The sequence below is a fragment of the Methylobacterium adhaesivum genome, assembly GCF_022179065.1.
Lineage (GTDB): Bacteria > Pseudomonadota > Alphaproteobacteria > Rhizobiales > Beijerinckiaceae > Methylobacterium > Methylobacterium adhaesivum.
On the sequence record NZ_BPQD01000027.1, the window covers coordinates 12,181 to 33,515 of the forward strand.

Annotated in this window: 24 protein-coding genes; 15 read left to right on the forward strand and 9 right to left on the reverse strand. The window is 70.5% G+C overall.

Annotated features, from left to right (window positions below; translation table 11 throughout):
• The first annotated feature begins 8 nt into the window (after positions 1 to 8).
• Complete coding sequence (locus tag MFF01_RS17435) at positions 9 to 881, forward strand: universal stress protein (protein WP_238227371.1); 873 nt, start codon at positions 9 to 11, stop codon at positions 879 to 881.
• A 36-nt stretch (positions 882 to 917) separates the two neighbouring features.
• Here MFF01_RS17435 and MFF01_RS17440 read toward each other — a convergent pair whose 3' ends face one another.
• The 8 genes from MFF01_RS17440 to MFF01_RS17475 all read right to left on the reverse strand — a co-directional run bounded on the left by MFF01_RS17440 (position 918) and on the right by MFF01_RS17475 (position 6,109).
• Positions 918 to 1,367, reverse strand: coding sequence for a host attachment protein (locus MFF01_RS17440; protein ID WP_238227372.1), 450 nt, complete (start codon positions 1,365 to 1,367; stop codon positions 918 to 920).
• Between the two features lie 97 nt (positions 1,368 to 1,464).
• Positions 1,465 to 2,274: a universal stress protein gene (locus MFF01_RS17445; protein WP_238227373.1), complete on the reverse strand. Its 810-nt coding sequence runs from the start codon at positions 2,272 to 2,274 to the stop codon at positions 1,465 to 1,467.
• Between the two features lie 87 nt (positions 2,275 to 2,361).
• Complete coding sequence (locus MFF01_RS17450; RefSeq protein WP_238227374.1) at positions 2,362 to 3,009, reverse strand: BON domain-containing protein; 648 nt, start codon at positions 3,007 to 3,009, stop codon at positions 2,362 to 2,364.
• Entirely contained in the window at positions 3,006 to 3,539 is a 534-nt protein-coding gene (locus tag MFF01_RS17455; protein ID WP_238227375.1) for a response regulator, read from the reverse strand. The genes MFF01_RS17450 and MFF01_RS17455 overlap by 4 nt, the downstream gene beginning before the upstream one ends.
• A 61-nt stretch (positions 3,540 to 3,600) precedes the next feature.
• Entirely contained in the window at positions 3,601 to 4,950 is a 1,350-nt protein-coding gene (locus MFF01_RS17460; RefSeq protein ID WP_238227401.1) for an NRAMP family divalent metal transporter, read from the reverse strand.
• Between the two features lie 23 nt (positions 4,951 to 4,973).
• A complete protein-coding gene (locus tag MFF01_RS17465) occupies positions 4,974 to 5,258 on the reverse strand; it encodes a hypothetical protein (RefSeq protein ID WP_238227376.1) in 285 nt (94 codons plus the stop codon).
• Between the two features lie 21 nt (positions 5,259 to 5,279).
• Positions 5,280 to 5,495, reverse strand: coding sequence for a hypothetical protein (locus tag MFF01_RS17470; protein WP_238227377.1), 216 nt, complete (start codon positions 5,493 to 5,495; stop codon positions 5,280 to 5,282).
• Complete coding sequence (locus tag MFF01_RS17475) at positions 5,492 to 6,109, reverse strand: potassium channel family protein (RefSeq protein WP_238227378.1); 618 nt, start codon at positions 6,107 to 6,109, stop codon at positions 5,492 to 5,494. The genes MFF01_RS17470 and MFF01_RS17475 overlap by 4 nt, the downstream gene beginning before the upstream one ends.
• Before the next feature lie 187 nt (positions 6,110 to 6,296).
• Here MFF01_RS17475 and MFF01_RS17480 point away from each other — a divergent pair, with 187 nt between their 5' ends.
• The 12 genes from MFF01_RS17480 (at position 6,297) to MFF01_RS17535 (ending at position 15,440) form a co-directional block, all read left to right on the forward strand.
• Positions 6,297 to 6,572 (forward strand): biotin/lipoyl-containing protein, encoded by a 276-nt coding sequence (locus MFF01_RS17480; protein ID WP_238227379.1) that lies wholly within the window; start codon positions 6,297 to 6,299, stop codon positions 6,570 to 6,572.
• 44 nt (positions 6,573 to 6,616) lie between these two features.
• Positions 6,617 to 6,970 (forward strand): c-type cytochrome, encoded by a 354-nt coding sequence (locus MFF01_RS17485; protein WP_238227382.1) that lies wholly within the window; start codon positions 6,617 to 6,619, stop codon positions 6,968 to 6,970.
• A 19-nt stretch (positions 6,971 to 6,989) separates the two neighbouring features.
• Positions 6,990 to 8,054, forward strand: coding sequence for a glucokinase (locus MFF01_RS17490; RefSeq protein WP_238227383.1), 1,065 nt, complete (start codon positions 6,990 to 6,992; stop codon positions 8,052 to 8,054).
• 33 nt (positions 8,055 to 8,087) lie between these two features.
• A complete protein-coding gene (locus MFF01_RS17495) occupies positions 8,088 to 8,906 on the forward strand; it encodes a universal stress protein (RefSeq protein ID WP_238227384.1) in 819 nt (272 codons plus the stop codon).
• A gap of 290 nt (positions 8,907 to 9,196) precedes the next feature.
• On the forward strand, positions 9,197 to 10,657 hold the full coding sequence (locus MFF01_RS17500) for a helix-turn-helix transcriptional regulator (protein WP_238227385.1): 1,461 nt from the start codon (positions 9,197 to 9,199) through the stop codon (positions 10,655 to 10,657).
• A 95-nt stretch (positions 10,658 to 10,752) separates the two neighbouring features.
• The gene (locus MFF01_RS17505) at positions 10,753 to 10,914 is read left to right on the forward strand and encodes a CsbD family protein (protein WP_238227386.1); all 162 of its coding nucleotides are present in this window, start codon (positions 10,753 to 10,755) and stop codon (positions 10,912 to 10,914) included.
• A gap of 48 nt (positions 10,915 to 10,962) precedes the next feature.
• Positions 10,963 to 11,466: a CsbD family protein gene (locus MFF01_RS17510; RefSeq protein WP_238227387.1), complete on the forward strand. Its 504-nt coding sequence runs from the start codon at positions 10,963 to 10,965 to the stop codon at positions 11,464 to 11,466.
• A 172-nt stretch (positions 11,467 to 11,638) separates the two neighbouring features.
• A complete protein-coding gene (locus tag MFF01_RS17515; RefSeq protein WP_238227388.1) occupies positions 11,639 to 12,547 on the forward strand; it encodes a PhnA-like protein in 909 nt (302 codons plus the stop codon).
• 88 nt (positions 12,548 to 12,635) lie between these two features.
• Positions 12,636 to 12,839, forward strand: coding sequence for a CsbD family protein (locus MFF01_RS17520; RefSeq protein WP_238227389.1), 204 nt, complete (start codon positions 12,636 to 12,638; stop codon positions 12,837 to 12,839).
• A 73-nt stretch (positions 12,840 to 12,912) separates the two neighbouring features.
• Positions 12,913 to 13,296, forward strand: coding sequence for a CsbD family protein (locus tag MFF01_RS17525; protein ID WP_238227390.1), 384 nt, complete (start codon positions 12,913 to 12,915; stop codon positions 13,294 to 13,296).
• Between the two features lie 200 nt (positions 13,297 to 13,496).
• Positions 13,497 to 14,906 carry a TAXI family TRAP transporter solute-binding subunit gene (locus MFF01_RS17530; RefSeq protein ID WP_238227392.1) on the forward strand — a complete coding sequence of 470 codons (1,410 nt, stop codon included), beginning with the start codon at positions 13,497 to 13,499 and terminating at the stop codon, positions 14,904 to 14,906.
• 63 nt (positions 14,907 to 14,969) lie between these two features.
• Positions 14,970 to 15,440: a YidB family protein gene (locus MFF01_RS17535; RefSeq protein ID WP_238227394.1), complete on the forward strand. Its 471-nt coding sequence runs from the start codon at positions 14,970 to 14,972 to the stop codon at positions 15,438 to 15,440.
• A gap of 77 nt (positions 15,441 to 15,517) precedes the next feature.
• Here MFF01_RS17535 and MFF01_RS17540 read toward each other — a convergent pair whose 3' ends face one another.
• On the reverse strand, positions 15,518 to 18,367 hold the full coding sequence (locus MFF01_RS17540) for a PAS domain-containing hybrid sensor histidine kinase/response regulator (RefSeq protein WP_238227396.1): 2,850 nt from the start codon (positions 18,365 to 18,367) through the stop codon (positions 15,518 to 15,520).
• A gap of 295 nt (positions 18,368 to 18,662) precedes the next feature.
• Here MFF01_RS17540 and MFF01_RS17545 point away from each other — a divergent pair, with 295 nt between their 5' ends.
• Both MFF01_RS17545 and MFF01_RS17550 read left to right on the forward strand, forming a co-directional pair.
• On the forward strand, positions 18,663 to 20,807 hold the full coding sequence (locus MFF01_RS17545) for a TonB-dependent siderophore receptor (RefSeq protein ID WP_238227398.1): 2,145 nt from the start codon (positions 18,663 to 18,665) through the stop codon (positions 20,805 to 20,807).
• On the forward strand, positions 20,807 to 21,335 hold a 529-nt coding region (locus tag MFF01_RS17550), incomplete at its 3' end, for an acetyltransferase domain-containing protein (protein WP_238227399.1). The genes MFF01_RS17545 and MFF01_RS17550, both read left to right, overlap by 1 nt.

The following is a 21,335-nucleotide window of genomic DNA, read 5'->3' on the forward strand; positions in this document are numbered from 1 at the left end:
AACCCGCGATGTTCCTGCGCTGCCTCCTCGTCCCCACGGGTCCCGGCCTCGACCCGGAGCGCTGCCTGGATGCCGCGCTTCACCTCAGCCGACGCCTGCACGCGCACATCAACGTGAGCTTCATGGCGCCCGGTCCGCAGCATGTCCTCGCCGGCATGGCGAGCCTCGTGCCCGTTGACGGCGCGACCATCACGGCCATCGAGCAAGGGGTGCAGGAGGCCGCGGCCACGGGCCGGTCGGCGGTCCAGGCCTGGTGCGAGCGCCGGGCGGTGGGATTTATGCCGGCGGCCGAGCGCCTCGACGCCACCTTCGTGAGCTGGGGCGAGCTTGCGGGCGAGGTCGAGCCCATCCTGACGCGCGTCGGACGTGTCAACGACCTCGTTATCGTCGACCAGCCCGATCCCGCGCAGCCCTTCACCGGGCGCGCCCTCGACACCGCCCTGTTCTCCGTCGGACGCCCAACCCTGATGATCGGCGCGCCCGTGACCTTCAATCCGCTGCACCATGTCGTCATCGCCTGGAACGGCAGCCTCGAGGCGACGCGCCTGGTCGGGCAATCCATCACCCTCCTGCGCGAAGCCACGCGGGTGACCGTCATCCACGCGAAGACCGGGACGGGCCCCGATCGATACGAGGACACCCTTGCGGCCGACCTGTGCGGCTACCTGCGCTGGCACGGCATCGTGGCGGAGGCGGTCACCCTCCCGGCGGTCGAAGGCATGCCCGCGGGGGCCGCGCTCCTCACGGAGGCCGAGAAACGGAAGGCGTCCATGCTGGCCCTAGGGGCCTACACCCACAGCCGGGTGCGCGAATTCCTCCTCGGAGGCGTCACCCGCCACGTCATCGAGAACGCCCGCCTGCCGGTTCTCATGGCGCACTGATACCGGGACGCACCCGGCACCTTCCGCGATCCGTTCCTATCCGCCGCAGAGATGCCGCTGGATCTCGTCGACCGTGTGCCGGGTCAGGTCCTTGTCCACGTCCGCGATGACGGCGGCCCTGACCCGGTCGGAGAGCGTGTGCCGCAGCTCCGACAGCGTCCGCGGCGGGGCGGCGATGACGAGCGCGGCCCCTTCGTCCACGATCCGGTCCAGGGCCGCCGCGACCGTCGCGGCGAACCGGTGCTCGGCGATCTCGTGCCAATCCGGCTGCTCGAGGGCGCTGCGTCGGTCGCCGAATCGGACCCGTGGCGGCCGTTCCGTTCCCTGCTCGTGGGTCGGTGGATTGGGGGGCGCTTCGAAGACCCGTTGCACGCGAAGACGGGGCTCCAGGGCCGTTCCCTCGTTGCGCAGGATGAGGGCCTTCCGGCCGTCCCCCACGAGGACGTACCCGTCGTGCGGGATCATGAGGGTGGGCTTCTCGCTCATCGTCCGGCTCCGGTCATCCCTGTCCGCGTGCTTGGCCCTGCGGATCTCGGCGTCGCGCGAGCGCCGCAGCGCCACGGTTCTCACCCGGAATCACCTCTCAATGGCTCATCAGGCAGCAGACGGGACAGCTGGCGAGGAGATCCCGGGTGACGCCCCCGAAGGCCCATTCGCGCAGGCGGCCGTGGCCGTAGCCCCCCGTGACGATCAGGTCGGCGGCCTGCTCGGAGGCCGCGTCCACCAGCGCCTCGGCGGTCCCGGCCCCGTAGGCATCCTTCTGGACCGCGGTGGCCTCGACGTCGTGGGCCTGGAGGAAGCCGAGGAGGGCCTGGCTGTCGGCGGCTCCGCGCCCGTCGTCGATGGACAGGACGACGACATGCGAGGCCCGCTTCAGGAACGGCAGGGCGTCCCAGACGGCGCGGCGCGCCTCGCGGGTGTTCTTCCATCCGATGGCGATGCGGCGGGCCTCGACATGGTCGATGTTGGGAGGGACCACGAGAACCGGTCGGCCGAGCTGCAGGACGGCGTCGCCCGGGTGGACGGACAGGAGCGGGTTCCCGTCATCGCCCCGGCCGATGACGACGAGATCGGCGGCGGCGGCCTGCCGGGTCAGGAAGGCGAGGGGGACGTCGAGGTTCGACCGCCACTCGACCCGGCTTCGGACACCGGCGGCCTCCTTGAAGTTCTCGTGCGCGAGCCTGAGGTCGTTCACGACCGCCTCCTGCACCGAGGCCATGCAGTAGCCCCCGCCCAGGGTCGGACCGACGGGCACGGCCTCATAGGCCGGCATCTCCGCCGCGACGCCGATGAGGCGCGCCTTGAAATCGTCCGCGAGATGGCCCGCGAGACGGACGCGGCCGCGGGACTGCTCGCCGAGGTCGACGGCGACCATGATGCTTGCGTAGGACATGGAAGACCTCACACGGACAGGGCGTTTCGCGGCGGAGATCGAATGGACCGACCGGGACCGGCGCCTCGGCCGGCCCCGGTTCACGGGTCAGGCGAGGGTCAGGCGATCCTCGACGGCCCGGACGCCCGAGGCGGACCAGGCGGCGTTCTCGGCGAGCTTGCGCTCGTACCAGGCGTGGACGGAGCCATCGAGGGTGACCGTGTCGCCCTCGACCGACACCTTGATGTGGTCCGCCTCGACCTCGGCGTTGCGCTTGAGCGCCGCCTCGATCTTCGAGCGGACGTCGGCCGCGCTCGCCTTCGGCCTGACCTCGATCATGTTGACGATGCCGGCGACGCCCGCGAGCCGCCGGATCGCCCGATAGGCCTCCTCCTTCTGGTACTGCCATTCGACCTGACCGGTGAGCGTGACGGAGCCGTTCTGCACCTTCACCTGCACGGCGTTCTTCGGCACGAGGGCGGACCAGTCGAGCATCTGCACCGCGCGGTGCGCCAGGTCCTCGTCGCGGGGCGGCGCCTCACCGGCGAAGCGGACCTTGATCTCCTCGACCACGCCGCGCACGCCCCGAACCTTCCGGGCCGCCTTCTCGGCCGCCACGCGCTCCATGTAGCTGCCGACATGCCCGGTCAGCGTGACGATGCCGTCGTCCACCGCGACGCCGATATGGGCCGCGCCGATGCTGGGATCGAAGTCGAGCTCGTCGATGATGTCCTGGCGAAGGATCTTGTCACTCATGGGATATCTCCCTTCGAGGGTGAAGCCCGGGCCAGATCGCCGTGCCCCGGGTCGCGCTCGGCATCCTGGCCTCCGCAGGCGGGGGGACATTGATCCAGCGCAACGGCCTCGCCGGACCGGATCATGGCGTCCATCGGACAGGCCAGCGGTTCGGCATCCCGACCGGCCGCCAGTCGCTCGGCCGAAAGGGCCTGCGCGATGGCCTCGGCCAGACACGGACGGTCGAGGATCGCGACGTCCGCGAAGGGGGGCGGGACGGGGAGGGAGCCCGAGACCATCGCGAACGGGATACCGCGGCGGCGCAGCGCGCAGGACAGGGGAAAGCAGGGGCCTTCCCGAAGATCGACGCTGATCACCGCGAACACCGGAGCGTTCCGCTCGAGGCCTTCCACGGCGGCCTCGCAGGTCGCGTAGGGGCCGAGAACGTCGTAGCCTTCGTCCTCCAGGAGGTCTTCCAGCCACATGGCCGGCAGCGCCTGCGGTTCGGCCACGAGCACGAGCGGTCTCGCCGCTCGACTGGATCCCGACATGGCGTGCCCTTCCGGTTCCCGTTCGGGGAGGATCGGGGAGGGGAGGCCGGAGGGGTTTGATCTACCGCAAGGACGGGAGGGCGGTGATCAGCATCGCGGCGACGGCGAGCAGCATGCAGGCGGTGGCGGCCCACCCGAGCCACCGGAGGGGGCCGCGGATCGCGAAGGCTCCCATGATGTCCGTGCGCGCGGCCGCCAGCATCATCACCGACAGGATCGGCACCGCGATGATCCCGTTGACGACGGCGCTCCAGTAGAGCGCATGGATGGGATCGACGGCGCCCAGGCTGATGATCATGCCGACGAGGGTCGCGAGGGCCACCGTCCCGTAAAAGGCGCGCGCCTCCAGCAGGCGGCGGCCGAACCCGACGGGCCAGCGCCGGGCTTCTCCCACCGCGTAGGCCGCCGAGCCCGCGAGCACCGGAACGGCGAGCAGGCCGGTCCCGACGATGCCGAGGGCGAACACGCCGGCCGAGAGCGGGCCTGCGAAGGGCCGGAGGGCCTCGGCGGCCTGGGCCGAGGTCTGGATGTCGGTGATGCCGCGCCCGTGCAGGACGGTGGCGGTGGTGACCATGATCGCGAGGGCGACGACGTTCGAGAACGTCATGCCGACCAGGGTGTCGATCTCGATCCGATGCAGGGCCGCCTGTCCCTGTTCGGGCGCGTGCGCGAGGTCGCGGCGGCGCGGGTGGGCATGGATGTCCTCCGCCTCCTCCGCCGCCTGCCAGAAGAACAGGTAGGGGCTGATCGTGGTGCCGAAGATGGCCACCAGGGTGGTCAGGCTCGCGCCGCCCGGATCGAAGCGCGGCACGGCGATCGCCAGGCCGAGTTCGGCCCAGGGAACGTGGGCGAAGACCACCACGCCGAGATAGGCGAACAGGCTGAGCGTCAGCCACTTCAGGACGGCGACGTAGCGCGTGTAGCGTAGGACGAGCTGCATGTAGACGCAGATGCCCGAGAACAGGCCGACATAGAGCCAGCGCGGCCCCGGCAGCAGCAGGTTCAGCGCATCCGCCATGGCCCCGAGATCGGCCCCGAGATTGAGGATGTTGGCGATGAGAAGCAGAAGCACCACGCCCTGGAGCAGGCCGTTCGAATAATGCTCGCGCAGCACCCCGGCGATGCCGCGGCCCGTCGTTCGGCCGATCCGGGCCGACACCATCTGCACCGCCGCCATCAGGGGTAGGCTGTAGAGCATGGTCCAGCACAGGCCGTAGCCGCATTGCGCCCCCGCCTGACCGTAGGTCGCGATGCCGCTCGGGTCGTCGTCGGAGGCGCCGGTGATCAGGCCGGGCCCGAGAATGCCGAGGAGGCGCGGCTTCGATGGCCCGACGGCGGCGCTCGGGTATTCCGGGTCGTCGTCGGAGGGCGGCCCGTCGACGCAGGCCGGCGCGACGGGGACGCCGGTCATGCCCGACGGGACCGGCGTGCCGGTCATGCCCGAACCGTACTCGATGCGGCATGAGGATCGCCGACCCGCCCGTGAGAGGCGCGGCAAGGCCAGAGCGAGCGGGCGACCGCGAGGGCCGCCTCGAGGTCGTCGTGGTCCGTGCCGTAGCGGCGGCAGAGGGCATCGAACCAGGGCAGCGTCCCGTCCGGGCCGGGCCAGATCTCGGCGGCCGCCACGTGGTACATCCCGTCGAGCGCCTCGATGCCGTAGGCGGTGACCGCCCATTGCCGACCCTGCCAGTGCACCGGCTCGGTCAGGTCGTAGCTCATGATCGCTCCCTCCCTCAACGGCTACGCGAGTTCGTCCTGCACCTCCGCCGCCTCGCACGCGTCGGCGCGAAGCCGCCAGTCGACGATGCCCTCGGCCTCGCAGAACAAGGCCTGCCCGGCCGCGAGGGCGGAGGCCTCCGACGCGGCCGGAACGACAACCTGATGCTGGCGCACGCGTCGTTCGTGGCCCATGTCGTCGCTGACCTGCTTGTGAAACGTGATTAGGAACTGCCTCATCGGGCCGCCTCCGTTCTGCCTTGGCAAGACGGTGTCCCGCCCTCGGTCGGGGAAGGGGCTCCCGAATTCGCGGGCGCGCCTTGATCTGCCTCAACCCGTGCGCCGGCCGGCGGGAAGAAGCGGGCGCGCTTGGATTCCGGGGCGGCCGCGTCGACGAAGACCCTCGCCTCCCTGTGGGCGTGCGCCTTGCCGTGAAGCGGCCAGTACCGCTCCATGGCGAGGTAGGTGAACGAGGCAGACCACCCGATGAGGAGGAGGCCGTTGAGCGCTTCGACGCCGGAGATCAGCCGCGTCGGACCGATCGGGAAGTGATCGCCGAAGCCCAGCGACGTGTAGGTCACCACCGAGAAGTACAGGCAGTCCTCAAAGGTGGTGACGGGCACGCCCGCGAAGGCGTCGCTCCCGAGCTGGAGCATCAGCACCCAGTAGGCCCCGGCGTAGATCCAGACCGCCACCGTGTGCCCCACGAACGTCGCGAGCACGACGACCAGGATGCGTGCCCGGGGTGGGATCGGCAGCCCCGCCAGATGCTCCGAGGTCAGGCGCAGAACCTCGTACAGCACGAGGATCGTTCCGACGACGAGGACCACGCTGGCGGTCATGGCGAGGAGCATGGCCCTGTCCATCGAACGGCGTCGGCCCGAGTGGGGACCGGACCCCACCCTCGGGCGGCCCGGTCTTCGCAGCAGCATCGTGTGCCGGCCGCTCCCTCGCCGTGATCCAGATCAAGGCCGTTGCGCAGTCCATGGGTCACTTGATCCTGCGGCCCGGCAACCGGGCCTTCGCGCGCGGGAGGCGGATATGGCGGACATTCGCGTCGCCGAGGATCTGTGGACCACCGGCATGCTGCCGGAGGGCGTCCTCGAACGGTGGTTCGTGGAGAACGGCGCCAGGGTGCGGGCCGGCGAGGCCGTGGCGGCCGTCCGGATCGGCGAGGCCCTTCACGACATCGTCTCACCGGTCGGGGGACGCCTGGAAGTCATGGCCCCGGCCAACGAGGTCGTCGATCCGGGATGCATCATCGCCGAGGTCCATGTCCAAGGCCTGGCCGCCGACCGGACCGGGGACAGGTCGTGACCCCGGCGCGACGGCCCGCTCTTACGGACGTCCGGCGAACCGACGTGACGTCGGGTCGGGTCGTCGCGCTCGTCCTCGGGGCCCTGGCGATCGCCCCCTCGGCTTGTCCGGCCGCGGCCGTGGAGCGCAACGCGGATCATCGTCCCCGGGGTTGGACCGTCGCGGTCGAACTCTGCAGCCGATGCCATGTCGTCGGACGGGAACCGCAGGCCGGGGGTCGCATCGGACCGGATTTCACGACCATCGCCGCCATGTCGTCGACCACGGGTCTCGCCCTCAACGTCTTCCTGCAGAGCCATCGCCAGTGGATGCCGAGCATCAGGCTCGACCGCGACGAGATGGATGCCGTCATCGACTACATCCTCAGCCTCAAGCCCGAAGGGACGACGACCCCGTGAGCGCCCTCTTGAGCCCCCCATGAACGCCGGCGCCGGAGGACGGGCCGCGATGCTGCCCTGCCCGGTGTTGCTGGCCGATATCGGCGGCACCTACGTGCGTTTCGCCGTTCTGGCGGACCCGGCGCAGGCCCCGTCCCCCCTCTGGAAGGTCGAGACCGCCGACTTCACCGGTCCGACCGCGGCCATTCGGGCCTATGGCGACCGGAGGGCCACGATCCGGCCGCGCTCCGCGTTCCTCGCCGTCGCCGGGAAGGTGGACGGCGCCATCACGCGCCTGACCAACGCGCCGTGGCAGTTCGATCCCTGCGAGATCGGGAAGGCAATCGGGCTCGACGCCGTGAGACTCGTCAACGACTACGTCCCGTTGGCCGCCGTCCTGACGGTCCTCGACGAGGCCGCCCCCGCCGATCTGGTCCGGATCGGCGGGGGGGCCGAGCGAACGGGCACACGGCTCGTGATCGGCCCGGGTACCGGCCTCGGCGCGGCCGCCCTGATCCCGGCCGGCGACCGCTTCCTGATCCAGACCACGGAGGCCGGGCATATCGGATTCGGTCCCTGCGCGCGCGACGACGACCTGCCGTGGTCCGGCCTCCTGCCGGCCGTGGGCAGGCTCACGGCGGAGGCGGTTCTCTCCGGTCCGGGACTCGTCAGGCTGGCCCGGGCCACCGGGGCGGCGCGGGGGCTGCCGACCGCGTGGGAGGCACCGTCCGAGATTCTCACCGTGGCCGGAACCGATGCCGTCGCGGGCGAGACGGTCCGCCACTTCACGCATCTGCTGGGCCGGTTCGCGGGCGACATGGCCCTCGTGTTTTCCGCCACGGGCGGCGTCGTCCTCGCGGGCGGGATCGCGCCGCGCATCATCGCGGCCTTGCGGACCCCGGGGTTCCACGCGGCCTTCGAGGACAAGTCGCCGTTCCGGGACGCGATGCGCGGCATCCCCCGCTTCGTGATCTCACGCCCCGAACCGTCCATCGATGGCCTCGCCACCCTCGTGCGGGATGGCGCGCGCTTCCTGTTTCCCTCCCGGGACTGGCGCCGCGTTGAGGCAGATCAAGGCCCGCCCGCCCTGGCCACGGCAGGGTGAGCGCCTTCGGCCGTCGACGCAGGAGAGGGTCCCATGTCCTACGCAAGCCTGATGGTCGCGGTCGACGACGGACGCAACGCGGCGAGACGGGTCCGCCTCGCCGCGGAGCTGGCCCACCGCTTCGGCGCGCGCCTGATCGGGGCCGCGGCCTGCCTGCCGGAATACCCCCAGGGCTTCGGCGAGACCATCGTCCCGGCGGGCTTCGCCATCGAGGAGATCCGCCGGGCGGCCCTCGACAGGCTCGCGGGCAGCGAAGAGGTCTTCAGGCAGGCTTCCTGCCTCAACGACCGCGTCGTCTGGCGCTCCGACCTGACCGGGCCGGTGGCCTTCCTCGAGCGACAGGCGCGGGGCGCGGACCTCGTCGTGATCGGCCGTCCCGCCGATGACGAAGGCGTTTCCCCCGGCATGGCGGTCGGCATCGGCGATGCCCTCATGGGCATGGGCCGTCCCGTCCTCGTGGTCCCGCCCGGCCTCGAACACCTCGAAGCTCGCCGGATCGTCCTCGGGTGGAAGAACACCGCCCAGACACGCCGGGCCACGGCCGACGCGCTGCCCTTTCTGCAACGGGCCGAGGTCGTCACGGTCGCCCGGGTCGCCGACGGCGAGGACAGTCCGGAGATCGAGGACGTCGTCGCGTATCTCGCCCTTCACAACGTCAACGCGACCATGCAGGTCACGAAAACCTCGGGCTGGAGCGTCGCCGAGGGCCTGCTGTGGACCGCCCGCGAGCGCGATGCCGACCTCGTGGTCACGGGCGGATACGGCTACAGCCGCCTGCGGGAGTGGTTCTTCGGCGGGGTCACGCGCGACCTCCTGGCCCAGGCGCCGGTTTGCTGCCTGATGTCCCACTGATCCCGCCGGGGCGCGCGTCCGGTCGGGCGTCCATCGCTCCACGCGACAGACCACCCCTGTCTCCCGTCATTCGCGTCGCGGACGGCACCGCTCCCGGCCGTCCGAACGTGCGCCTGACCGACGTTCGCGGGAGGAGAGGCCGCAATCGAGGTAGGCACAGCCGCCGTCCTAGTCGATCACGTTCACGTCACTAATCCGAATATACCAGTCTTTCCCCGAACTGCACCGGAACTGTCCTCCCGCGCGCCGGTTACGGCCTCGTTCGATAGGGGACGGGAGACGGTTCGACAGTGACGGTGGGCGTCGACAGGCACGAGCTTCGGCAGATCATCGCCGGCCTCAGCGAGGGGGTGATCCTGGTCGAGCCCGATCAGACCATCGCCTACGCGAACGCGGCGGCGCTCGCCATGCACGGCGCGGAGGACCTCGACGAACTCGGGCACACCGTGGACGCCTATCGCGAGCGTTTCGCCCTGCGCTATCGCAACAACCGTGCGCCCAATCAGTATCCCATCGAGCGGGTCGTCTCCGGCGAAAGCTTTCACGACGTCGTCGTCGAGGTGAAGCGCACCGACAAGCCGGACGTCGCCTTCGTTCATTCCCTGCGCAGCCTTGTCGCGACGGACCGGGACGGCAGCCCGAGCTGCCTCGCCCTGATCCTCAAGGACGTCTCGGAGCAGTTCGAGGCCGAGGAGCGGTTCGAGAAGACCTTTAACGCCAATCCGGCCCCGGCCGTCATCAGCCGGCTGTCAGACCTGCGTCACGTCAAGGTCAACCTCGGCTTCCTGGAGATGACCGGTTACACGCGCGACGCCGTCATCGGCCGCAGCGTCTACGAGGTCGACGTCCTGGCCGGCGCCCGCAGCCGGGATCTCGCCATCGCCCGGCTCAACGCGGGCGGCACCATCCCGCAGATGGAGGCCTGCCTCGACCTGCCCAACGGCGACACCCGCTTCGTCATCGTCGCCGGCCAGCCGATCGAGCTCGGCGACGAGCCCTGCATGCTGTTCACCTTCGCGGACCTCGAGTTGCGCCGCAAGGCCGAGACGGCCCTGCGCCAGAGCGAGGAACGCTTCGCCAAGGCGTTCCGGCTGACCCCCGTGCCGACGGTGCTGGCCCGGGCCGACACCTTCACGCTCACCGCCGTCAACGAGGCGTTCGGCCGGGTCTTCGGGTATTCCACCGAGCGGATCGCGGGACGCTCGCCCGACGATTTCGGCCTCTGGGTGCACGAGGCCGCCCGGACCCGGTTCGAGACGGCCGTGGCGCGCACGGGCTACGTGCTCGGCCTCGAGGTCTGCCTGCGCCACGAGGACGGCACCAACCTCGATTGCCTCGTCTCCGCCGAGCGCGTGGAGATCGGGGACGAGACCTTCGCGCTCCTCGTCCTGCAGGACATCACCGAGCGCAAGCGTTCGGAGCGCGACCTGTTCGAGGCCATCGAGACCGTGATGGCCGACACCTCGTGGTTCAGCCGGGGCCTCATCGAAAAGCTCGCCAACCTGCGCCAGCCCGGCGGCGATCACGCCGAGAGCCACGCACCCAGCATGACGGTGCGGGAGCGTCAGATCCTCGACCTGATCTGTTCGGGCCTCGGCGACGAGGCCATCGCCCTACGCCTCGGCCTGTCGCGCAACACCGTCCGCAACCATGCCGCGGCCCTCTACCGCAAGCTCGACGTCCACAAGCGCTCGGAGGCCATCGTCTGGGGGCGCAACAACGGATTCCCGCTCACGAAGTCTGGATTATAAAAACTATCCTACCAGTACTTTTGTACCATTGATGATCCGGAATCCTCTCCCATCTCACAAACGATCATGGCCCACCTCGATTTCCGAAAGTCCTCATGAGCACGCAGAAGACTTCCCCCGACTCCGACAAGCTCAAGGGCTCCGTGAAGGAAGCCATCGGCAAGCTGATCGGCGACGGGAAAGTCGAGACCGAGGGCCGAGATCAACGGAAATCATCGAAGTCCGACGTGTCGCCGAAGACCACGCCGAACTCTTAGCGTCGACGACACGTCGCACCACACCAACCTCAACAACGGAGAAGCAGAATGGTCGATACGAACCGCATCACGGGGGCCGCGCGCGAGATCGGCGGCAAGGTGCAGAGCGCTCTAGGCGATCTGACGGGCTCGAAGCACGACTCGGTTGAGGGCCGGGCGCGCGAAGCCCAGGGCGCCGCCGAGAACCTCTACGGGCAGGCGAAGGACACGGTGCACGATGCCGCCGACCGGGTCGCACAGACCGCGCGCGACGTCGGCGGAAAGGTCCGCGACGCCGTGGACGATCTCGGCAGCTCGAACGAGGTCGGCGAGCGAGCCCGCCAGACCCGGGACGCGGCAGAGGACTATTACAGCCGGGCCGAGCGCTCCGTGCGGCACGCTGCCGACGCGGTCTACGACAGCGCCGAGGACGCCTACGAGAACGGCGGCCGCTACCTCCGCCAGGGCGGCCGCGACGTGTCCCACCGCGTCGGCGAGCATCCCATCGCCGCCCTGCTGATCGCCGGCCTCCTCGGCTACGGCGTCGGCCTGCTCATCCACGGGCGCGACTGAGGATCTGTCGCGAACCTCCCGCCGCGCCGCCGTGTCGGCAGCTTGAATCGGCGGCGACCGGGCGTTTCGCGAGGCACCTCAACCGCCCGCTTCGACATCCTCTTCCGACGTCTCGATTTTCCGACTTTCCGGCCGACACGACGTCTCGGCCGATCCCCTGGAGTTCCGTCACGTGTCCACTTCCCCTCTCATCGCCCCGGCCTCGGCCGACACCCGCGCCGTCCTGCTGAACCAGGTTTCGTGGGGTGCCATCTTCGCCGGTGCCGTCACGGCGCTCGTGACCCAGGTCATCCTGAACATGGTCGGCGTCGGCGTCGGCCTGTCCAGCGTCGGCACCACGGCCGCCGACAACCCGGCCGCCTCGACCCTGTCCCTCAGCGCGGGCATCTGGTTCGTCGGCTCCGGCATCGTCGCGGCGCTGGCCGGCGGCTTCATCGCCGGGCGTCTCTCGGGCAAGCCCGTCGTGGGCGCGGCAGGCCTGCACGGCCTCGTGTCCTGGGCGGTCACCACCCTCGTGGTGCTGTACCTCCTGACCTCGGCGGCCGGCGGCCTCATCGGTGGCGCCTTCTCGGGCGTGACCAGCACGCTGGGCGGCGCCGGCTCCCTCGTCGGCGGCACCGTGCAGACGGCGGCCCAGGCCGCGGCGCCGTCCCTGTCGAAGATCTCGAACCCCCTCGACGGCATCGAGCAGTCGGTCCGCAACCAGGCCGCCGGCCAGGACCCGCAGGCCGCCAAGGACGCCGCCGTCGCCGCCATCCGCGCCCTGTTCACGGGTGATCCGGCCCAGAAGGCCCAGGCCGAGAACCGCGCCGCCGATGCCCTGGCCAAGGCGCAGGGCATCCCGGTCGATCAGGCCAAGACCCAGATCCAGGACTACAAGAAGCAGTATGACGAGGCGGTCGCCACCGCCAAGCAGAAGGCCGAGGCCGCGGCCATCGCCACGAAGTCCGCCGCTACCCAGGGCGCCTTCTACGGCGCGCTCGCCCTCATCCTCGGCGCCCTCGCCGGGTTCTTCGGCGGCCGCCTCGGTGCCCCGAAGCCCCACACCCTCGCCGACAGCTACGACGCCCGTCGCATCTGAACCGATCCCCGGCCGGTCGCTCCGACCGGCCGGTCCCACCCCTCGAGCCGATCATCCCGACCGGCCGCCACCACATCGGGAGTCTCCCATGAGCAGCACCACGGACAAACTGAAGGGCCTCGCCAACGAGGCCGTCGGCAACGTCAAGCAGGCCGCCGGCAAGGTCACGGGCAACGACAGCCTCATGGCCGAGGGCAAGGCCCAGGAACTCAAGGGCGAGGCCCAGCGCACCGTGGGTGAAGCCAAGGACGGCGTCGCCTCCGTGGTCGACAAGGTCACCGGAAAGCACTGAGCCCGGAACGGCGGGATCCGCGCGAGCGGCTCTCGCCGGCCCTCGCATCGTTCCGAGAACACTGGAGAATTCCATGAACCGCGATCAGTTTCAGGGCGCGTCCCGCCATCTCAAGGGCCGTGCCGAGACCGCCCTCGGCAGCCTCACGGGCGATCCGGGCCGTCAGGTGCGCGGTGCCGTGAATCAGGTGGCCGGCGGCGCGCAATACGCCTATGGCCGCGCCCGCGACCGCGCCGAGGACCTCGCGGAAGACGGCCGTCACCTCGCCCGGGCGGCGCGCAGCCGCGCCGAACACCTCCTCGACGACGGTCGCGACCTCGTCGATGACGTCCGCGCGCGCGGCACGGCCTACGGCCGCCAGGCCGTCCGCTACGCCGATGGCAACCGCGCCTCCACCCTGGTGGGCCTCGCCGCCATCGCTTTCGCGGTGGGCTGGCTCTCGCGCCCCAGCCGCTGACCCCACCCTTCCGGAGAAGAACCGATGATCCGCAAACTCCTCACCGCCTACCTGTTGCCCAAGGTGATCGCCCTCGTCGGGCGTCGCCTGAACGGGCGCGGCACGACCCCGGCGCGCCGCACGCGCTGACGGACGGCCAGCAGAATAGTCCGGCACCGTGACACTCGCGGCGCACGGCAAGAGGGGGTGAACGAGAGGACATGAAGTTCGCCAGGCTGCTCCTGCGTCCGGAAATCGTGTTCCTTCTGCTCACCGTCCTCCTGGCCGCGGCGGCCGGGGCCGCCTACTGGGTGTCCCGCGCCACCGTCCTGACCGTTGCCGTCGCCCCGCGCGACGGAACGGAACCGGCCTTGATCCAGGCCTATGCCGACGCCCTCGCCCGGCGCCACAAGGAAATCCGCCTCAAGGTTCTCCTTCTGGACGACGTGCGCGACAGCGCCGCCGCCCTGCAGGAAGGCCGGGCCGACCTCGCCGTGGTCCGGCCGGACGTCGACCTCCCCGACAACGGCCTGACCCTCGCGATCCTGCGCGACCAGGCCATGATCATCGCCTCGCCCGAGGCCTCCGGCCTGACCCGCTTTCCCGACCTCGACCGCAAGCGCCTCGCCATCCTCGCCCATCGCGACGCCGACCAGACCCTGATCAAGGCCATGGTCGAGCATTACGGCCTGACGCTCCTCGAGAAGGACGTTCCGGGTCCCGTGCCGCCCCGGCACGTCGCCCTGGTGGAGATGGCGGAATCCGACCTCGCGGCGGCGTTCACGGCCAAACGCATCGACGCCGTGGTGTCGGTGATCGCACCGACTTCGCCCACGGCCCAGCGCATCGTCGGCATCGTCCAGGGCATCAGCCGGAACAGGAAGGTCGCCTTCGTCGATGTCGAGAACGCCGACGCCATCGTGGCGCGCCTGCCGCGCCTCCAGTCCGTGACGATGCCGGCGGAAACCTTCGGCGGGAGCCCGAAGGTTCCGGGCGAGGACGTTCACACGGTGGGCGCCTCCTACCGCCTCATGGCCCGGACCTCCCTGTCGCGGTCCGTCGCGGCGGACGTGACCCAGCACCTGTTCGAGCTGCGCAGCGGGATGGCCAACGTCACGCCCGCCGCCGATTACATCCAGGCCCCGAAATACGAGAGCACCGCGGAGGCGACGAGCGCGCGGCTTCCCAACCATCCGGGCGCCGTCGATTTCTTCGAGCGCGAGCAGCAGGGCTTCATCGAGCGCTACGAGACCTGGATCTACCTCGTCGCCTTCCTCGGCGGCGGCATCGGTTCGGCGGTGGCCTGGGTCGGGCAGCGCCTGTCGCGCCTGCGCCGCGAGCGCATCGAGGAGGCGACCGACCGCCTGCTGGAAATCCGCAGGGAGGCCCAGGACAGCCCCGCCGGCCCTCACCTCGAGCGGCTGGCCCGGGAGATCGACGACCTCGCGGGCGACATCGCCCGCCACGCCTTGGAGCGGCCGACTCAGGCCAGGACCATGTCGGCGGCGGCCATCGCCATCGATGCCGCCCGCTCCACGGTCAAGCGCACCATCGCGGCGAGCCAGCATGTGTCGGACATCTCCGACCTGGCCGCGCGCACGGCATCGACGGAAGCCGCCGCGGCGGGCTGACGGCGAAACCCCGGGCGGATGGCCGCCCGGACCGAGTGGCACCACAACGACGGAGAACGAACGATGAGCAAGGGCTACCCTTCGATGACGGCGCTCCTGGGCCTGCTGGCCGTGGCCGGCTACCAGAACCGCGACAAGCTCGCCGAACTGCTGCAGGGCCACGGCGCCCAGTCACGGTCTCCGGTTCCGTCCATCCCGAACACCACGTCGACCCCGTCGGGGGCCGGTGGCCTCGGAAACCTCCTCAGCGGCGTCGGCACGGCCGGCATCGGCGGCCTGATCGCCAGCGGCCTGAGCGAACTCGTCGATCATTTCACCAAGGGCGGGCACGGCGAGACGGCGAATTCCTGGGTCAATCACGGCCCCAACCGCGACATTCCCGAAGCCGACCTCGAACGGGCCATCGGCTCCGACACCCTGGACCACCTCACGCAGCAGACGGGCTTGAGCCGCGCGGCGCTCCTGTCCCGCCTGTCCCGTGAGCTTCCCACGGCCATCGACCAGTACGCCGCCGACGGCCGCCGTCCGGCCTGACGCCGACCGTCGATCCGGGCCGGCGCCCCAGCGCCGGCACCGGCGCCTCGCGCCCGCACCGGCGCTTCGCGCCGGCCTCAGGCTCCCTCGATCAGGCCGCGGATGCGGGTCGCGAGCACTTCGAGGGCGAACGGCTTGACGAGGACCTGCATGCCGGGGGCGAGGTGCCCGTGATTGAGGGCGGCATTCTCGGCGTAGCCGGTGATGAACAGCACCTTGAGATCGGGCCGGGAGACCAGGGCGGCATCCGCCATCTGGCGCCCGTTCATGCCGCCCGGCAGGCCGACATCGGTAACGAGGAGATCGATGCGCATGTCCGATTGCAGCACGCTCAGCCCGGAGGCCCCGTCGGCCGCCTCGATGGCCGCATAACCGAGATCCTCCAGCACCTCGGTGACGAGCATGCGCACCGTCGGCTCGTCGTCGACCACCAGCACGGTCTCCCCCACCTTGGCGCGGGCCGCCTCCGAGAGATCCGGAATCGGCTCCGCCCCGTCCGCCTCGCCGAGATGGCGCGGCAGGTAGAGGCACACCCGGGTGCCCCGCCCGGGCTCCGAGGTGATCCGGGCCTGGCCGCCCGACTGCTTGGCGAAGCCGTAGATCATGCTCAGCCCGAGGCCCGTGCCTTCGCCCATGGGCTTCGTGGTGAAGAAGGGGTCGAAGGCCTTGGCGGCCACGTCCGGCGTCATGCCGGTGCCGTTGTCCGAGACGCAGAGCGAGACGTACTGCCCCGGCTCCAGATCCCGCTCGCGGGCGCCCTGCGGGTCGAACAGGCGGTTGCCGGTCTCGACCACGATGCGGCCGCCATCCGGCATGGCATCGCGGGCATTGATGCAGAGGTTGAGGAGGGCGTTCTCGAGCTGGCTCGGGTCCACGAGGGTCGACCAGAGGCCGCCCGCCCCGACGACCTCGACGGACACCGCCGGCCCGACGGTGCGGCGCACGAGGTCGGCCATGCCCTCGACGAGCCGGTTCACGTCCGTGGGCTTCGGCGCGAGGGTCTGCCGGCGCGAGAAAGCGAGGAGGCGGTGGGTGAGGGCCGCCGCGCGCCGCGCCGCGCCCTGCGCGGCGGTGATGTAGCGCTCGAGGGACTCCGTCCGGCCCTGGAGCATGCGGGACTGCATCAGCTCCAGGGACCCGACGATCCCGGCGAGCATGTTGTTGAAGTCGTGGGCGAGCCCCCCGGTCAGCTGCCCCACGGCCTCCATCTTCTGCGACTGGCGCAGGGCTTCCTCGGCGTGCATGAGTTCGGCCGTGCGCTCGGCGACCCGCTGCTCCAGGGTCTCGTTGAGACTGCGCAGCTGTTCCGTGACGCGTTCGCGCTCCGCCTCGCCGGCCCGTCGCTCTTCGACGTCGATGAGGACGCCGGGAAAGCGCAGGGGCGTGCCATCCGGCGCATGGTCCACACGCCCGTTGGCCTCCAGCCAGTAGTAGCGTCCATCGGCGCGCCGCGTCCGGTACTGGTGGGCGTAGGCTCCCCCGCGCGCGATCACCGCCGCGATCGCGTCCGTCAGGCCGGCCCGGTCGTCCGGATGGACGGTCTCGATCACCTGGAGCAGGCTCAGGCCTTCGCGCCCCACGGCGGGGTCGAGCCCGAAGCTCGTGGCGAAAGCCTCGTCGACGCTGAACCGATCCGTGGGCAGGTCCCAGAACCAGGTGCCGATGATCGCCCCGGCCGCCAGGGCGAGCTGCACGCGCTCGATGTTCTCCCGGGCCACGGCTTCGCTGGCGCGCAGGGCGTCCTCCGCCTGCCGGCGCGCCGAGATGTCCCGGAACAGCACGGAGACCTGGCGCCGGCTCGCCGGCTCGATCCGGGCGGCGGACACCTCGATATGACGCCCGGCGGCCGGGAACGCGCGCTCGAACCGCAGCGGCTCACCGGTCCGCAGCACGCCGCCATAGAGCCTGAGCCAGCCGTCGGCCTCGGCGGGTGCGATGTCGCGGAGCGTCTTTCCGACGACGCCGGCAATGCCCGTATGCCGCTCGTAGCCGGGATTAGCCTCGACATGGATGTAGTCGCTCGCGGGACCATGCGGGCCGTCGACGAACTCGATGATGCAGAAGCCGTCGTCGACGGCCTCGAACAGGGCGCGGTAGCGGGCCTCGCTGTGGGCCAGGGCATCGCGGGCCGCGCGCTGCTCGGTGATGTCCCGCGCCACCCCGGCGAACCGGACCGGACGGCCGTCGGCATCACGCTCGATCTCGCCCCTGCGGGCGATCCAGCGGATCTTGCCCGTATCGGGCCGGCGGATGCGGTACTCGACATCCCGGGGCGGCTCGCCTCGCCTGCGGCTCTCCGCCGTCGAGACGAGGTGCTGGTCCTCGGGCACAACCAGGGCCTCGAACGACGTGGCCGGATGGCTCTCGCGCTCGGGCAGGCCGTAGAGGCGGCAGAATTCCGGCGTCGGATAGAGAATGCCGTCGTCGATGCCGACGGAGAACAGGCCGATGCCGCCGGCTTCCTGGGCGCGGCGCAGGCGGTCCTCGGCGGCCCGCAGGGCGTATCCCGTCCGGTGCTCCTCGGTGCGGTCGGTCAGAACCTTCACGGAGCCGATCGTCTCGCCCCCCGCGTCGCGCAGGGGCATCGTTTCGCTCGAGGCCCAGAAGCGGGATCCGTCCGCGCGCAGGTGCCAGCGCCCGTCATCGGCGCCGTGGTCCTCCGACGCGCACAGATTCGCGATGCTGCGGCCGCGCATCGCCTCGGCGGACCAGCCGAAGACGCGCTCGGCGCCGGCATTCCAGTCGGTGACGAATCCGTCGCGATCGGTTCCGATGATGGCCAGCCGGCCGAAACCGTCGCGGGTGGCCGGCGCTTGCTCACCGGTCTCGGGCGACTCGGTGAGCGCCAAGGCGCGACCGCGCAACCGCGCGGCTTTCTCTTCCAGGGCGGCGGCACGACGGAGGAGGAGGGCGGCGCGTTCGCTCATGCCCGCGCGCACCGGTCCGTTCGACCCGGTGCGGCGCGCGCGGCGGTGAGGGCACGGCGTTGCGGGATCGAGCCGACGGGAAGAGGGGAGCACCGTTCCATCGCCGCTTTCTGCCTGAAGACGCGGCCGGGCTCCAGAGCACGCCGGTCACGGCCGGCGTGACCCGCCTCACCTCTGGCTTGTACGGCCAAGCCTGGATATGTAACAGTATATCAATTCAGGTCACGGGCGACGGGCGGGGATCCCCCTGCCCGTCGGGCCGGACCGGCGCCAATCCCACCCGAGACCAGATACGATGCTCCTGGAAAACGGCCTGCGCCTCGGCGCCGCCCTCACGGTCCTCTCCCTCGCGCCGGTCGCCCGCGCCGAGGAGGCGGCGGTGACGCTCGAGACCCTCACGGTGGAGGGCACCGGCATCGGCCTCAACGTGCCGGAGGGCGCCATCGGGCTGATCGGACCGACGCCGGGCTTCAGCGCCGCCCGGGCGGTGAGCAGCACGAAGACCGATACCCCCCAGCGCGACGTGCCTCAGGTCGTCACGGTGGCCTCGCGCGAGGTGATCACCGACCTCAACGCCACACGGGTCGACCGGGTGTTCAACTACACGCCCGGGGTCGCGCAGCAGAACAATTTCGGCGGCCTGACTGTATTCAGCTACGCCGTGCGCGGGGTCACGACGTCCGAGATCTTCAAGAACGGCTTTGCCATCAACCGGGGTTACCCGCCGCCGCCCGATACCCAGAACGTCGAGCGAATCGAGGTCCTGAAGGGGGCGGGCGGCGCCTTGTTCGGGCGCAGCGATCCGGGCGGCGTGGTCAACATCATCACGAAGCAGCCCACCGCCGAGCGGTTCGTGGAGATGGGCGGCCTGTGGGGCTCGTTCGAGCAGTTCCGTGGGACCGTCGATGCCGGGGGCGCCCTCAACGAGGACAAGACCGTCCAGTACCGCTTCAACTTCGCGGGCGGGCGCCAGAACAGCTTTCGCGATTTCGTGGACGGCGACCGCCTGTTCGTGGCGCCATCCCTCAGCTGGCAGATCACGCCGGACACCAAGGTCACCGTCGAGACCGAGTTCGTGCGCAACCGCATCGTGTTCGATCGCGGCGTCATCGCCATCAACAAGCAGCTCGGCTTCCTGCCGATCTCGCGGTTCCTCGGCGAGCCCGGCCAGAGCACCGAGCAGACCTCCAACACCCTGCAGGTGCGCCTGGAGCACCGCTTCGATGCCGACTGGCAGATGCGCCTCGGCGCGCATTTCAACACGGGCACGCTCGAGGGCGAATCCGCCGAGATCCGCGCCATCGCGGCCGACAACCGGACCGTCTCCCGCGACCGCAATTTTCGCGATTACCGCTGGGACACCGCCATCGGCCAAGCCGAGGTGGTCGGGCGCTTCGCCACCGGCCCCCTGGCCCACACCCTGCTCCTCGGCTTCGAACGCGAGAGCACCGACAGCCGCGTCGTCTACCTGCGCTCGAATTTTCGTCAGAACCCGTTCGCCATCGACATCTACGGCCCGCGCTACGGTCAGCCCCTGCCGCCCCTCACCATCCCGCGCAACAACCTCGAACGGGTGACGAACACGGCGCTCTACGCCCAGGATCAGATCGCCCTGAGCCCCGAATGGAAGGCCCTGCTCGGCGTCCGGTTCGATTTCTTCGAGCAGTCGTTCCGCGAGCGCATCCCGCGCAGCGACGTGGAGCAGACCTACGCCGCCGCGACGCCCCGCGCTGGTCTCGTCTACCAGCCGCTGCCGGAGCTTTCGCTCTACGCCAACGTCGGCACAAGCTTCCGGCCGAATATCGGCCCCGATGCGGCGGCGGCCTCGGGCGGGGTGCCGTTCGCGCCGGAGACCGGCCTCGGCTATGAGGTCGGGGCCAAGCTCGACCTCTACGGCGGGGCGCTCGGCCTCACCGGGGCAGCCTTCCGCATCGAACGCGAGAACGTGCTGACGCCCGACCCCAACAACAGCGGGTTCTCGCTCGCGGCGGGCGGGGTGCGCAGCCAGGGATTCGAACTCACGGCCACGGGTCAGATCTCGCCGGAGCTGCGCCTCATCGGCGGCTACGTCTACGCCGACGCCGTGGTGACGAAGGACAACGTCCTGCCGGTGGGAGCGCCCCTCATCAACATCCCCAGGCACAGCGGCAGCCTGCTCGCCGTCTACGAGGTCCAGTCCGGGCCTTACGCGGGTCTGGGGATCGGCGGCGGCGTGCGCGGGGTCGGCGAGCGGGCCGGGGACGCGGGCGGCACCGGCTTCACCCTGCCGGCCTATGTCGTCGCGGACGCGCTGGCCTATTACCGCTACGAGGCCATCCGTTTCGGCTTCAACGTCGAGAACATCTTCGATTCCGAGATCTACGAGAGTTCGCTCAACGTGTTCCGCGTCTATCCCGGCGCGCCGCGCCGCTTCACCGGCACCGTCTCGGTGCGGTTCTGATGGCGGGAACGCAGGCTCCGCTCCTGACGCTCCGAGAGACCGACGGGGTCGCCGCGCGCACGACCGCGCGCATCGCTTCCATCGACGCCCTGCGCGGCCTCGTGATGCTGCTCATGCTCGTCGATCACGTGCGGGACTTCTTCTACGTGCACGCCCAGGTCGCCGATCCCATGAACCTGGCGACGACGGACCCGCGCCTGTTCTGGACCCGGACGGCCGCGCATCTCTGCGCGCCCGTCTTCGTCCTGCTCACCGGTCTCTCGGCCAGCCTCTACGCCGAGCGGCACGGCGACCACGCCCAAGCCTCGTTGTTCCTGCTCCGGCGCGGCCTCATCCTGGTGCTGCTCGAACTCACCCTGGTGAACATCGCCTGGACGGGCAGCCCGGTGCCGCCGATCCTCTACCTTCAGGTGATCTGGGCCATCGGCCTCGGCATGATCGCCCTGGCGGGGCTGCTGTGGTTGCCGCGCCCCGCCCTGATCGGCGTCGCCCTGGCGATCATGCTGGGGCACAACCTCCTGACCCCCG